At 52.1% G+C, this 13,825-nt stretch carries 11 protein-coding genes and 2 pseudogenes; 12 read left to right on the top strand and 1 reads right to left on the bottom strand.

Annotation, left to right across the window (positions count from 1 at the left end):
- The 9 genes and pseudogenes from JCM15764_RS11565 to JCM15764_RS11530 form a co-directional block, all read left to right on the top strand.
- A partial coding sequence (locus JCM15764_RS11565; protein WP_243688822.1) for a 3-hydroxyacyl-CoA dehydrogenase family protein occupies positions 1 to 558 on the top strand: 558 nt, incomplete at its 5' end.
- Positions 559 to 804: 246 nt separating this feature from the next.
- Positions 805 to 2,148, top strand: a complete 1,344-nt coding sequence (locus JCM15764_RS11560; RefSeq protein ID WP_054695820.1) for a phenylacetate--CoA ligase family protein — start codon at positions 805 to 807, stop codon at positions 2,146 to 2,148.
- 33 nt (positions 2,149 to 2,181) lie between these two features.
- Positions 2,182 to 3,953: pseudogene (locus tag JCM15764_RS28295) on the top strand (thiamine pyrophosphate-dependent enzyme).
- Positions 3,940 to 4,515, top strand: coding sequence for an indolepyruvate oxidoreductase subunit beta (locus JCM15764_RS11550; protein WP_054695817.1), 576 nt, complete (start codon positions 3,940 to 3,942; stop codon positions 4,513 to 4,515). The pseudogene JCM15764_RS28295 and the gene JCM15764_RS11550 overlap by 14 nt, the downstream one beginning before the upstream one ends.
- A 102-nt stretch (positions 4,516 to 4,617) precedes the next feature.
- Entirely contained in the window at positions 4,618 to 5,076 is a 459-nt protein-coding gene (locus tag JCM15764_RS11545; RefSeq protein ID WP_054695814.1) for an ACT domain-containing protein, read from the top strand.
- Positions 5,077 to 5,107: 31 nt separating this feature from the next.
- On the top strand, positions 5,108 to 6,052 hold the full coding sequence (locus JCM15764_RS11540; protein WP_054695811.1) for a ketopantoate reductase family protein: 945 nt from the start codon (positions 5,108 to 5,110) through the stop codon (positions 6,050 to 6,052).
- A gap of 35 nt (positions 6,053 to 6,087) precedes the next feature.
- A complete protein-coding gene (locus JCM15764_RS23185) occupies positions 6,088 to 6,258 on the top strand; it encodes a hypothetical protein (protein WP_243688819.1) in 171 nt (56 codons plus the stop codon).
- 127 nt (positions 6,259 to 6,385) lie between these two features.
- Positions 6,386 to 6,700 carry a DUF485 domain-containing protein gene (locus JCM15764_RS11535; RefSeq protein WP_439645290.1) on the top strand — a complete coding sequence of 105 codons (315 nt, stop codon included), beginning with the start codon at positions 6,386 to 6,388 and terminating at the stop codon, positions 6,698 to 6,700.
- A pseudogene (locus tag JCM15764_RS11530) lies at positions 6,697 to 8,662 on the top strand (solute symporter family protein). The gene JCM15764_RS11535 and the pseudogene JCM15764_RS11530 overlap by 4 nt, the downstream one beginning before the upstream one ends.
- A gap of 146 nt (positions 8,663 to 8,808) precedes the next feature.
- On the opposite strand, the gene JCM15764_RS11525 reads toward JCM15764_RS11530, so the two are convergent.
- Positions 8,809 to 9,834: an AAA family ATPase gene (locus JCM15764_RS11525; RefSeq protein ID WP_243688826.1), complete on the bottom strand. Its 1,026-nt coding sequence runs from the start codon at positions 9,832 to 9,834 to the stop codon at positions 8,809 to 8,811.
- Positions 9,835 to 11,050: 1,216 nt separating this feature from the next.
- Between JCM15764_RS11525 and JCM15764_RS11515 the strand changes: the two genes are divergently transcribed.
- The 3 genes from JCM15764_RS11515 (at position 11,051) to JCM15764_RS11505 (ending at position 13,743) form a co-directional block, all read left to right on the top strand.
- Positions 11,051 to 11,605, top strand: coding sequence for a hypothetical protein (locus JCM15764_RS11515; RefSeq protein ID WP_054695798.1), 555 nt, complete (start codon positions 11,051 to 11,053; stop codon positions 11,603 to 11,605).
- Positions 11,606 to 11,616: 11 nt separating this feature from the next.
- Entirely contained in the window at positions 11,617 to 12,624 is a 1,008-nt protein-coding gene (locus tag JCM15764_RS11510) for a hypothetical protein (RefSeq protein ID WP_054695795.1), read from the top strand.
- Positions 12,625 to 12,843: 219 nt separating this feature from the next.
- A complete protein-coding gene (locus JCM15764_RS11505) occupies positions 12,844 to 13,743 on the top strand; it encodes a putative phage abortive infection protein (RefSeq protein ID WP_054695792.1) in 900 nt (299 codons plus the stop codon).
- Positions 13,744 to 13,825: the final 82 nt, after the last annotated feature.

The raw sequence follows: 13,825 nt of genomic DNA, 5'->3' as shown, positions 1-13,825 counted from the left end.
AACAAGCTTGATGCCGTCTGCGACGCCGACACCATCTACGCCACCAATACTTCCTCCATCTCCATCACCGAGATGGCGGCCCTGGTGAAGAACCCGGCCAACTTCATCGGCATGCACTTCTTCAACCCGGTGCCGGTGATGAAACTGGTAGAAGTGATCCCGGCCCTGCAGACGGCACCGGCCACCAAGGATCTGGCCCTGGAGATGGCAAAGAAGATCGGCAAGACCGCCATCACCTGCAAGGACACCCCCGGCTTCGTCGTCAACCGCCTCTTTGTCCCTTACATCATCGATGCGGTCAGGCTCCTTGAGGAAGGGGTGGCATCGGCAGAGGACATCGACACCGCCATGAAGCTCGGCTGTAACATGCCCATGGGGCCCCTGGAGTTCCAGGATTTCGCCGGGGTGGACATCGGCTATCACGTCATCAATATCTTCCATGAATACATGAAGCAGGAGCGCTTCGCCGCTCCGGGGCTGCTCAGGAACATGATCAAGGCAGGCTACGTGGGACGCAAGGCCGGCCGGGGCTTCTATGATTATTCGGAGGAGAGGTGAGCTGCTTCAGTGGCCGATGACGTGGCTTCGGGAGTAAGTGACCGAGCCGCAGCGGCGAGCAGACACCCGCCGGAGACAGAACGGAGCATTCTGGGCAGAAGCAAGCTATCAGGCTATTGAATTGAGAGACGGTGCAAGGTCCGCAGCTGCGGCGACCGAACGAGCGGACGAAGTCGCGGCAGCGGTCGCGGTGGAACCATATGCCGTACCCTGAATTGATCCCACACAAGAAACGAGGGTGAGACCATGATCTGGAACCATGTTGAGACCAGCAGTCGTAGCGAAATGAAGAGTATCCAGCTGGGGCGGCTGCAGCAAACTGTCAGCCGTGTCTATGACAAAAATCCGGTTTACCGGAAAAGACTCGACGAAAACGGAGTAAAACCTGCCGATATCAAAACCCTGGACGATATCAGGAGACTCCCTTTTACCGTCAAGGATGATATCCGCGACAACTACCCATTCAACCTCTTCACCGCCAAACAGGAGGACGTCGTCGAATACCATGCCACCTCGGGAACCACCGGCAAACCAATCATCGTCGGCTACACCCGCAACGATCTGGATACCTGGTCCGAGGTCATGGCCCGCTGCCTGACAAGTGCCGGCATCACCAAGACCGATGTCCTACAAAATATCTATGGTTACGGCCTTTTTACCGGCGGACTGGGAGCACATTACGGAGGCATCAAGATCGGGGCTGCCGTCATCCCCATCTCCGGTGGCAACACCCAAAAGCAGATCATGCTCATGCAGGATTTCGGCACCACCGCCTTGACGGTTACCCCCTCCTTTCTCATGCATGTCCAGGAAGTGGGAACCGAGATGGGGGTTGATTTCAAGAAGCTCAAGCTGAGAACGGCCGTGCTCGGCGCCGAATTCTGGACCGACTCCATGCGCGACAAGATCCAGGAAGATTTCGGCATCAAGGCTTGTGATATTTACGGGCTGTCCGAGATCATCGGCCCGGGTGTGGCCTGCGAATGTCACGAAGCCCGCAACGGCCTTCATATCAATGAAGACTATTTCTATCCCGAGATCATCAACCCGGAGACCGGTGAAGTGCTGCCCTTGGGCGAAGAGGGGGAGCTGGTCTTCACTACCATCGCCAATGAGGGACAGCCGCTCTTCCGTTACCGGACCCGCGACCTGACGAGCCTCAGCCAGGAGCCTTGTGCCTGTGGCCGTACCCTGATCAAGATGAAAAAGCTGGTCGGCCGCACCGATGACCTGCTGATTATCCGGGGGGTCAACTTTTTCCCGTCCCAGATCGAATCGATCATTCTCAAACACCCCGGTGTCACCCCCCATTACCTGGTTGTCGTTGAGCGTAATGGTGCTCTGGACGAGGTGGAAGTCAGGATTGAAGTCACCGATCAGCATGCATACAAGTATGTGGCGGAGACCATGATGATCAGCCAGAACCAGAGGGTCAGCGATGACCTGGCGACCCGGGAACTGAAAAAGAATCTGGTGCGGGATATCAAGGATGTGGTCGGCATTACGGTCAAGGTTACCCTGATGCCTCCCGGAACCATCCCGCGCAGTGAAGGCAAAGCCAAGCGGTTCATAGACAACAGACCGAAATGATCAGATCACCAGCACAGAAAGGATAATTCGTCCATGAAGAAAATAATTTCCGGCAATGAGGCCATTGCCTTGAGCTTTCAAGACTCGGGCGGGGTCTTCGCCTCCGGCTACCCCGGAACGCCCAGCACCGAAACCCTGGAAGAGGTGGCCCGCCTGGGCAAGGTTTACTGCGAGTGGGCGCCCAATGAAAAGGTCGGGCTCGAATCGGCCATCGGTGCATCACTTGCCGGCGGCAGGTCCCTGGCCACCATGAAGCACGTGGGGGTCAATGTGGCCGCCGATGCGCTGATGACCCTGACCTATACCGGTGTCAACGCCGGCTTGATTCTCATGGCCGCCGACGATCCGGGGATGCACTCATCCCAGAACGAGCAGGACAGCAGGAACTATGCGAAGTTCGCCAAGATCCCCATGCTGGATCCTGCAGACTCCCAGGAAGCCTATGATTTTGTCCGGGCAGGTTTCGAGCTCTCCGAGCAGTTCGACTCGCCGGTGATGCTGCGCACCACCACCAGGATCTCCCATGCAAAGGGAATCGTGGAACCAAAAGGCGCAATCGAGCCGAAGGTCGGCGAGTGGGTGAAAAATGTCCCCAAATACGTCATGCTTCCCAACTTCGGCAAGCTCAAGCATGTGGAAGTGGAGGCTCGCTTGCTCAAGCTGCAGGCATATGCAGAGACAACACCCCTGAACCGGGTGGAGATGGGGGATACGGAACTGGGCATCATCACCTCCGGCATTTCCTACCAGCATGTGAAGGAGGCTTTTCCCAATACCTCCATCCTTAAACTGGGGCTGGTTCATCCGCTGCCGGAAAAAAAGATCCGGGAGTTTGCCGGCAAGGTCAAGCGCCTGATGGTGGTCGAGGAGATGGATGCCATCTTCGAGGAGCAGATCCGGGCCATGGGCATTGAGATCCATGTGGGGAAGGATCGATCTCCCTGTGCGGCGAGGTTAATGCCGACATTATCAGGGCCGCGGCAGGGGCAGCGGTTACTACGGTGAGCACAGCGCCGGTGGAGAACCTTCCCCCAGCGCCCCCCCACCTTCTGCCCCGGTTGTGCCCACCGCGGCCTCTACTCGATCCTCAGCAAGCTGAAGGTCTTCGTTTCCGGCGACATCGGCTGCTATACCCTGGGCGCCCTCCCCCCCCTGAGCGCCATGCATACCTGCATCTGCATGGGAGCCAGCATCAGCGCCGCCCACGGCATGGCCAAGGTGAATGAGATTGCCGGCAGGACAGAAAAACCGGTGGCGGTCATCGGCGATTCCACCTTCTTCCACTCGGGCATCACCGGCCTGTTGAGCATGGCCTACAACGGCGGCAACGCCTGGTCATCATCATGGACAACCGCACCACCGGCATGACCGGCGGCCAGGAGAATCCCGGCTCCGGCAGGCTGCTCCAGGGAGAGGCGGCCAAACAAGTGGACATGGTGGATCTGGTCAAGGTGCTCGGCATCGACAACGTGGTGGAGATCGATTCCTATGACCTGCAGGCAACCGAGGCCGCCATCAGAAAGGGGCTTGAAACTCCAGGACCGTACGTCCTGGTGGATAAAAATCCCTGCATCCTCCGCTATCGGGTGAAAAAGCCGCTGGTGACCGTTTCTGCAGAAAAATGCACCGGTTGCCGCGCCTGCCTCAAAGTCTCGTGCGTCGCCCTGGGACTGACCGCTTCCGGCGACAAGCCGAAGGTCGCCATCGATCCCAATATCTGCAACGGCTGCGGTGTCTGCTCCCAGCAATGTAAATTCGACGCCATGTCAGTGGTCGGGACCGGAGGAAAAAATGAAAGTATTTAATATCGTCATCGCCGGAGTCGGCGGCCAGGGGGTGCTCATGGCCTCCAAGGTCCTGGCGGAAAGCGCCCTGGCCAGCAGTATGGATGTGAAACAGAATGAGGTCCACGGCATGGCCCAGCGGGGAGGGAGCGTCATTTCCTTCGTCCGGATCGGCGACCAGGTTCATTCTCCGGTGGTCATGCCCGGTACTGCCGATATCCTCATCTCCTTCGAGCCCCTTGAGGCCCTTCGCCACCTGCACTACCTCAAACCGAAAGGCAAGCTGGTCTACAACAACGTCACCATCAACCCCAGCACGGTTGCCTCGGGGCTGGCCACCTACCCCACTGACGTGGAGACGCAAATAGCCAAGGGCTGCCCCGATGCCCACGGTATCGACGCCCTGCAGATTGCCAAAGAAGCGGGCAACGCCAAGGCGGTCAACATGGTCATGGTCGGTTCGGTAATGAAGGGACTCCCCATCGACGCCACTGTCGTCGAAGGAGTTGTCCGGGAAATCTCCCGCGACAAGGGGGCGGAGGTCAATCTGGCCGCCCTGCGCGGCGGGGCTGCGGCAGCCTGAGCACATAAAAGGACCCCCCTCTGTCCCCCCTACCCCGTAGGGGGAAGCGAGCAAATCGAGCAGGGGGCTGAACAGTGGAAGCATTCAAGAACGGAGATCTCCATGAAACTCAAACAACTGTCCGTCTTTCTCGAAAACTCCCCCGGCCGTCTCTATGAGGCGACGAAAGCCCTGGGGGATGCGGGGCTCAACCTGCGTTCCCTCAGTATCTGCGACACTGCCGGCTTCGGCGTGCTGCGCATCCTCGTCTCGGATGTGGTCAAGGCCCGCCGGGTGATCATGGAAAAGCAGCTGCCGGCGCGGGTTGACGATGTCATCGCCATCGAGGTCGATGACACCCCCGGCAGCCTGGCCAACAACGTACTCAAGCTCTTTCTCGATTACCAGGTCAACGTGGAATATATGTACGCCCTGGCCGGTACCGGCCCTTCATCGGGCAAAGCGGTAATGATCTTCCGTTTCAGCGACAACGACCGGGCAATTGAGCTGATGCTGGACAACGGCATCAAGATCCTCGATTGGGAAGCATTCGGCATGGTGGAAAGTCCCCGCCCGGTCTAGCTTCCGCTTTATTCATCCAAGGAGTCACGCCATGAAGGATAACAATTCATATTCGCCAAAAAGATTCGCCGTCATCGGCGCCGGCCCCGTTGGGGCTATCGTTGCCGCTTTTCTGGCCAAGGGTGGATACGAGGTCACACTGTGTGACGTTGTGCCGAGCCTCCTGGAGCCGGCCTTGAACCCCGGTATTATCCTGGAAGGGGTTGATTCCCTGCAGGCCAGGGTTGCCAAGGTTACCACCAGCGTCGACGACATCGTCAACGACCCTCCCGATGTCATCTTCGTCACGGTCAAGGCCACGGCCATTCCCCTGATTGCCTCTGCTCTGGAAAATTTTGTCGCCGAAGGGCGCTACGTGGTCAGCTGGCAGAACGGGATCGACACCGAGCTGGATCTGGCCAAGCACCTTGGCAGACAATCGGTGATGCGGGCGGTGGTCAATTACGGCTGCGTACCTTTGAGCCCGGCCCATGTGCGGATAGCCTTCCATCACCGTCCCCATTTTCTCCAGGAGCTTGACCCCCAGTCCAGGGACGCGGCCATCGGTATCTGCAATGCCCTGACCGACTGCGGCCTAACCACCCATCACACCGACCGCATCACCGATATGGTCTGGCGCAAATCGGTCATGAACTCGTGCATGAATGCCATCTGCGCCGTTACCGGCAAAACCATGATCGAGATCATCATCGACCCGATCCTCTTCAACCTGGTCGACTCCCTGATCAAGGAGGGGGTTGCCGTGGCCAGAGCCAACGAATTCGTTCTAGGTTCAGACTTCTATCCTTACTGCATCAACTACATCAAGAACGCCGGCAACCATAAACCATCCATGCTTCAAGACATTGAGGCGGGGCGCAGGACCGAAGTCGACTACATCAATGGCAAGATTGTGGAATACGGCGCCCAGGCCGGCATGGCTACCCCCTACAACACCATGATCCGCGGACTGGTAAAGGCACTCGAATCAAGATAATTGAAAATGCCGACGAACCGCCTGGATAGGCAGTCGTGGCATCGGGAGAGAGCGACGAGCTACAGCGGCGAGCGGACACCCGCCGCATGTGGAACAGAGAGGCAACCGGCAATTCAAGCATGGTGCTCCTTTATACGGACGGCACCGCAAGGTCCGCAGCTGTAGCGACAGAGCAAACGGACGATGCCGCGACTGCCGTTCGTTGACAAATTCCCGGATGAACCTGACAGATCTACGAAGAAGGAGGTGTTGTGCTTTTAGAACCCAGGGGACAATCGGACGCAATTTTAACAGCGGGATGCAGGTAACAACAAGGAGGATGACGTGACGGAAATGAAAATCAATTGGGCAGCAGTAGCCAACCACCCGAAATTCGTGGAATTGCACCGGGCTAAGATGCGGTTTCTAGTGGGCTTGTGGCTGGTGGGCGCAGCCTCGTATTTCCTTGTTCTGATCGGTGCGATATCTGCACCCGGACTCTTCAACACCAGGATCATCGGCAGACTCAATTTCGGTTATCTGTTTTGCCTCTTTCAGTTCGTACTGGCTTGGGGCATCGCCATTTATTACACCCGCAAATCCAACAATGAATTTGACCCCCTTACCAAAGAGCTGGTGGATCTGATCACCAAGGAGGAAGGCCAATGAGAAATGTATTTCTTTCTGTTGTCTTCGCCCTCGCTTTCGGTTCACTGGCCCTTGCTGCAGAGTCCCCGGCAAGGTCCGGCGCTGGAACCGGAGCTGCGGTCTCTACCCAGGCTGCGCCGAGTGCTCTTGCGCCAGCCGCCCCCCTTGCCAATCCTGCTACTACGGCCTCCAAAGCCCCGGCCGCCATGCCGAAAAAGATGCAGACCAACCGTGGGTTCACCATCAGCATGTTCCTGCTGATTATCGCGGCTACGGCAGGGATTGTCGTCTGGGCTTCTAAAAGCACCAGTACTGCAGCCGATTACTATGCTGCCGGCGGAGGAATATCCGGCATGCAGAATGGCTGGGCCATTGCCGGAGACTTCCTCTCGGCGGCCACCTTCCTGGGGATTACCGGGCTCATGTCCCTCTTCGGCCCCGATGGCTTCATGTACTCGGTGGGGATCATCATCAGCTTCCTCACCATCCTGCTCATCATTGCCGAACCGTGCCGCAATGCCGGCAAGTATACCTTGGGAGACATCCTTGCCTTCCGCTCCTCATCGAAAACAGTTCGTGCCGTCGCGTCCCTCTCTGCCGTCGTCGTCTCCGTCTTCTATCTGCTGGGACAGATGGTCGGCGCCGGTAAACTGATGCAACTGCTGCTCGGCATCCCCTACAAGGCTTCCATTATCGGCGTCGGCGCCTGATCATTGTTTATGTGGCTCTGGGAGGAATGAAGGCCACCACCTGGGTACAGATCATAAAAGCCGCACTCCTCATGTTCACCGGTACCATCCTGAGCGGCGCCATACTCTGGAAATCCGGCTTTAACCTGCTGACATTCTTCGACAGCGTCGCCGCAAGCCAGGCCATTCAGGACCACGTGCGTGGGGTAATGAAGCATGCCACCGCCGAGCCCGGTTTCGATTATGGCCAGCGGTTCCTGGAGCTGGGACTGTTCTTCAAAAATCCTTTGGACCAGATATCCCTTGGCCTGGCCTGGATATTGGGCGCCGCCGGACTGCCCCATGTGATGATGCGCTTTTTTACCGTCCCCAACGCCAAGGAAGCACGGAAGAGCGTTGTCGTCTCCATGTTCCTCATCGGCGCATTCCTGATCATGGTTTCGTTCCTGGGGTTCGGCGCCGCTCTCTATGTGACACCCCAGCAGATAACCGCCCTGGACAAGGGGGGGAATATGGCGGGGCTGATGATCGCCCAGTATGTGGGTGGCGGCGCCGGAACCGTCGTCGGAGACCTGCTGCTGGCCTTTGTCTGTGCAGTGGCCTTCGCCACCATCCTGCAGTAGTCTCGGGGCTGGTTCTGGCCTCATCGGCGGCCATCGCCCATGACCTCTATGTGAATGTCATCAAAAGCGGCAAGGCAGACCAGCGGACGCAGATCAAGGTTGCCAGGTTCGCCTCCTTTTTTGTCGGCGCCATCGCCATCGTCCTCGGCATTGCCTGTGAAAATCTGAACATCGCCCAGCTGGTGGGCCTGGCCCTGGCCGTTGTCGCCTCTGCCAACTTTCCGGTCCTGCTCTTCGCCCTGTTCTGGAAACGTTTCAATTCCGCCGGCATTATCGCCGGTCTGGTGGTCGGCACTGTCGTCACTATCGCGGTATTGATGGTGTCGCCCAACATGACCTATCCGAAAAAGATCGCCGCCGATGCCCAGAAGATCGTTGTCACCCTGGAGAAAAAGCAGGCCGAGGGGGCAGTGCTGTCGGATAAGGATCTGAAAACGTTGGAAAAGGCGAAGGCAGATTACGAAAAGAACAAGGACGGCACGTCACTGGTGGGACTTGATGCACCGCTCTTCCCGCTGAAGAATCCGGGCATCGTTTCGGTGCCGATCGGCTTCCTGGTCACTATTGCTGCCACCCTGCTCTTCCGCAACAAGCGTGAGGAGGAGATGTTCGAAGAGCTCTTTGTCCGCCAGACGACCGGCTATGGGGTTGCAAAAGCAGCTAAGCACTGACCAGGTAGTGCTGACCTTAAAAAGGGCAGGATCGATTTAAGATCCTGCCCTATCCTTTTGCCAACCGCTTTAAACAACATATGACTATGAAACCTCTCTTCTTCCTGCCCCAATCATAGAGACGGTTTACAGAAAACGAACTCTTTTTAGTACATGAAGCCGAACAACCACAACGGCAGCTTATTCTTGAACCCAACCTCAATATCATCTGCCACCACGAAACTATCAATAACGCCGCCAATCTGCTTGAAGCCTTTTCCCTTACCACCGATTTCGAATGTGTACAGCCCCTTAACGACAAAGTCGCCTTGGCCGGACAACTCAACGGTGCTTTCGATTAATTGCGGATGAATGGTGCTGGAATTACGGACTTGATTGACAAAGAATAGTTCCCGTAACGTCCCGGCATTTACCTCGTTCGCAATGGCATACATCAGGTTGCTATTCTCCAGCAGGATCTTTTCCGGCTTCGTCAGAACTGCATAGCCTCTTCCCTGAGATCTCACCAGATTCAGCAACCGGGCATCCTGCAACTTCTCCAGGTACTCGTACAGGCGAGGGCGGGAGATCTCTGTGGCCTCAGCCAGCTTGGCAATATTGGGAACAAAGGGTACACCCGTTGTCAGAAGATACAGTAGTTTTTTAATCTTCGATACCTGCCGGGGTTCTATCCGGTTGACTAAAGGGAGATCAACCTCAAGGATATGGTTTATTACCTCACGGACCTTGAGCTTATAGAAAGATTCACCTTCCAGGAAGAACGGATAGTAGCCCCCCTGGAGATAGTTCCTGAATTCCCGAAGAGGCTTGATGTCTTTGCAGATAGTGCCGGCAATTTCCTGATGATTGAAAAGAATCTCCTCCAACGAATAAGCCGGGTAGTCTTTGCCGTGGACAAAGTTAGTATATTCCCGCAACGAGAGGCCATGCAGGTTGAAAATAATCGCACGGCGGGAGAGGTCAGCTTTCTGATTGGTAATCTGTAAAAGGCTTGATCCTGAGAAAACAACTCTCAGGTCCGGAAGAGAATCATAGATAGCCTTTACATGCCCAGACCAGTCGGGATACTTGTGGATCTCATCAACCAGCAGCACTTCTCCGCCAAGCTGATGGAACTCGCGAGCGAACTCGAATAGGTCATGGGCCTGGAAGAACGGACTATCAACGGAGATGTAGAGGCTCTGTCACTCGTACCATACCGCTCCCTGACATACTGGAGCATCAGGGTCGTCTTGCCGGTGCCCCGTGCTCCCAGGATGCCGATACAGCGTTCATTCCAGTCAATCCGGTCGTAGATATACCGTTTGGTCTGGCTTACCGACTCGATGAGCCTCTGCTGTTCACGGAAAAGGTTTTCCATACTGTTTCCTTGATTTTTGTAAATCCTATTTTACATAAATCCATTGAAAATGCAATGTATCTACTTTTATGGGTGCTATATGATGCCTTGCTGAGAAATGCTCCGTTCGGTCGTTGTCGTCGTCCTTTCACCCATCCACCCGGAACAATTCCTGATGCAAAACTTGCTCTAATGAACTTCTTGACACTATCGCTTCAGGGGGTGTATGAATGTGAGCAATTTTTATAAAACAAAGGGCGATGAACAGAGGTCCGGGCCGGAACCGCTGGAATAGAAATTAGCCGCGGCAAAATATCGTTGATTCTTCTAGAGGAGACCACATGTCAATTCTGTTCCGATGCATTATAAGATTTGTTCTCTTAACAGGTGTGATCACAGCCGCAGGTTGTTCTTGGCCTGGCATAAAAATAGGAGATGACAAATATCTCCTTTCGCCAACGCCGACCAGTGAGACAATCAAAAGCACCTCAAATCCAGGAGACATCCAGCGGAGATGAAATAAGAGTGAGGAGTTGGACAACCCTAGGAGTCTGTCTGACTTAGGGAATCGTAGCGAGAGGATAGCAGGTCGAGGACAGATTTACGGAAATTTGAAGACGAATAGTGGACCTATTGGTCGAAAATTTCCGGGAATATGGACCGTTCTGCTATTCTTGCAGCAGATTCATTCCTAAGTCCGACAGAGGTCTGACCCTTTTATCTCTTCCTGACCCTTTTATCTCTTCTAAACCATTAAATAATTGGAGTAGTACTCGTATGACAAAAAATCCTGATACCGTTTGTACCGAAGTTTACAATATCGCTAAAATAAATTTTAATTGTTCTATCGGCTGCAAAATAGCCGTTTACCTAGTCGGCATTGCGGGAGTCTTTTTTGCTGATTCCATCCCTGCGTTTTCTCCGCTGATAGCACCGATTTTGGTATTTCTACTAGTTGTCGGTTCCGAAGTATTTCAGTTCATCTCAGATAATTACAAGTCATCGGCTGAGGCATTGCGTCGAAAGCTAGATTTGTCGGATTCGTTTGGTTGGCAGGTATCAAAAAAGAGGTAGCTGAAATTCTCACTGGGGTACCGGAACGGCTTCAAAATAAATGGCAACTTAGAGATGATACCTATTTTTCCGATAACAGTGAATTTGGTGCTCAAAAAGCTATGAAAAACCTTGAAGAATCCTCGTGGTGGAGTAAACATCTCTCAAAAACTATGTTCACCATTTACTTCGTGATGATAATTGCCGTCAGTCTTTTGTCCCTTATGGCCTTGTTCGTCTCTTTGAATTCGAAAATAGATGCTGCATATATCCCGAAGGTATCAAAAATAGTTATGTCGTCAATAATGGTTTTGTTTTCAATTGGTTCACTCAAACTTATGATGGGATATTTAAAATTTCATCGGAAGGCTGAAACAATAGAAACAGCGGCAAAATTAAAACAGAAACATACTGACTTGTCTGAAATTGAAGCACTCAGGCTGTGGAACGAATACCACATTTCAAGGGCTTTCGTGCCACTCATCCCCGATAAAATATGGAAATTGAGGCAAAAACGTTTGAACGAACTATGGGATGCTGGTGCTGAATAGGGAGGGTAATTGTGGCAACAACGGTCGATTCTGCATTCAATTATTTCATGACAAATTTCGTAAACTTAGATAGAGACGAATCGACTTTGGCTAGGGCAAGTCATGATTGGCTGATTAACCAAATCCATGGCTTCGGTGGAAAGATTACCGATTTTCCAAAGCTTTATTCTGACATGGATATTGATTTTGGTTCTTTTGCGAGAAAAACTAAGATTCGTGAACTTGATGACATCGATTTGATAATTGTGTTAAGTGCTGAAGGAAGTTTATACGAAGAGACCTACTTTTCTGGCATTAAGATGAATGTGCCTTATACCGCTTCTACCTTGTTAAAATATTGCCACGATGGAACTAACACAATAAATTCCAAAAAGATTATTAACAAATTTGTCTCATCTCTGAGTACAGTTCCCAATTATGCTAAAGCCGAGGTCCACAGAAAACAAGAAGCAGCAACACTCGACCTGAAATCTTATGCATGGACTTTTGATATTGTCCCTGCCTTCTTCACAAAGCCTGATTATTTCAATAAAACTTATTATCTAATACCAGATGGTCTAGGTAATTGGAAGAAAACTGACCCTCGTATAGACAAAGACCGAGTGACACAAATAAATCAATTCCATGATGGAAACATTCTAAATGTTATTAGGGCAATAAAGTACTGGAACAAAAGACCTACTATGCCGTCGATGCCATCTTATCTACTAGAAAACATGATTCTTAACTACTACAATTCGAATATAAGTCCAAAAGCAAGTAAATATGTTGATTTAGAAATAGTTAATATTTTAAATCATATACACACCGCAGTATTTTTTGCTGTGAATGACCCGAAAGGTATCCAGGGAGACTTAAACACTATATCGGGAGATGATAAGCTTAAAATATCAACAAGAGCTTATCTTGATTTTACCAAAGCAATTGAAGCAAGAGAGTTCGAGCATAACAGCAATCATGAAGCTGCAATTAAGAAGTGGGGAGAAGTTTTCGGGCCGTTTTTCCCTTCCTTTGGCTAAAATATCTCTGAATGCTTCTTGGGGGCAGAAAAGGGGACGTTGTTTGCTGGGGGAAATTGGGGGGGAAATTGGGGACGGGGAAATTGCATCTGTCTATGGGGTCAAGTCTTGAAAAATCACTTTTTTCCGCAAAACTAAAATTTCAAGACTTAACCCCGGAAGGGAATTTTTAGCGTTGGGATGCTGCAACGACAAAGAAGACATAGGGAAATCACTGAAATGGACGTTTCTAAGAAAGTTAAAGAATACTTTGGTTCCGCACTCGCCGTCTACCTGATCATGTTCGCTCTGTACTACTTCACAGTTAAGAAGTACTTTTCTGGGCCATCGGAGAATATGGCTAAGTGCGGAGTCTTCGGGGATATGTTCGGAGGATTTAACGCGCTTTTCTCAGGGTTTGGATTCATCGCAGTCGCCGTTACAATTTATCTTCAGATTGAACAACATAAACGTGACAAAGAAGAGTCGCATCGTTACCAAGTGGAGAACACATTTTTCAATATGTTGAGCACCCTCAGAGAGATAGTACGCGACTCTTATTATGAACGCGAAGGGAGTGATGCAGCTGGTGATGAAATCAACGGGCCAGTGTACTTAAGGTTGGCAATCAAAATACTTAAAGGAAAGTACAAAATTGAGCTTTATAACAGACAAAAGGAATTACACGAGGCGGATAAGACTCTAAAAGCTCAGTATCAATTTGTAGATAAAATACCTTTGGCACCAGAAGTCAAGAGGGATGCCATTGTAAAAGTATATGAAGATTTTTACATAAAGCATGAACATAATTTAGGACACTATTTTCGGTACCTCTATAACATCTTCAAATACATAATAACTAGCTTTGAGGGGAGGCGTGATATAGCAGGTCAATACATTGGCTTAATTCAGGCTCAAATGTCCAATGATGAGCTTGGCCTGACCTTCTATAATGCAATATCTAAGCACAGCAAAAACTTACAACAACAAGATGTTTTCCGGCAGTGGCTGGATGATTTTGACTTCTTCGAAAATATAGATGAACGTTGCATCTTTGATGGCGCTTTCCTGGCGTTCTTCCCAAAAACTCACTTCAAGTACAAACTTCGCAAGGACGCAGAAGCCGGTGAAGCTGTCTAAACCTCCGAGAACGGCGGTTCTTCCTAACTCTTGGAGGGGGAAAAGGGAACAGGCTACTTTACCATCAGTTACATTAAAAACC

Source organism: Geotalea toluenoxydans JCM 15764 (genome assembly GCF_001311985.1).
Lineage (GTDB): Bacteria > Desulfobacterota > Desulfuromonadia > Geobacterales > Geobacteraceae > Geotalea > Geotalea toluenoxydans.
Note: the sequence above shows the minus strand (reverse complement) of the source record. Positions and strands in the feature narration are given on the sequence as shown.

Coding starts and splice junctions, on each gene's coding strand:
- JCM15764_RS11505 (WP_054695792.1), top strand. CDS start 12,844: ATGGACGTTTCTAAGAAAGTTAAAGAATACTTTGGTTCCGCACTCGCC.
- JCM15764_RS11540 (WP_054695811.1), top strand. CDS start 5,108: ATGAAGGATAACAATTCATATTCGCCAAAAAGATTCGCCGTCATCGGC.
- JCM15764_RS11535 (WP_439645290.1), top strand. CDS start 6,386: ATGAAAATCAATTGGGCAGCAGTAGCCAACCACCCGAAATTCGTGGAA.
- JCM15764_RS11560 (WP_054695820.1), top strand. CDS start 805: ATGATCTGGAACCATGTTGAGACCAGCAGTCGTAGCGAAATGAAGAGT.
- JCM15764_RS11550 (WP_054695817.1), top strand. CDS start 3,940: ATGAAAGTATTTAATATCGTCATCGCCGGAGTCGGCGGCCAGGGGGTG.
- JCM15764_RS11545 (WP_054695814.1), top strand. CDS start 4,618: ATGAAACTCAAACAACTGTCCGTCTTTCTCGAAAACTCCCCCGGCCGT.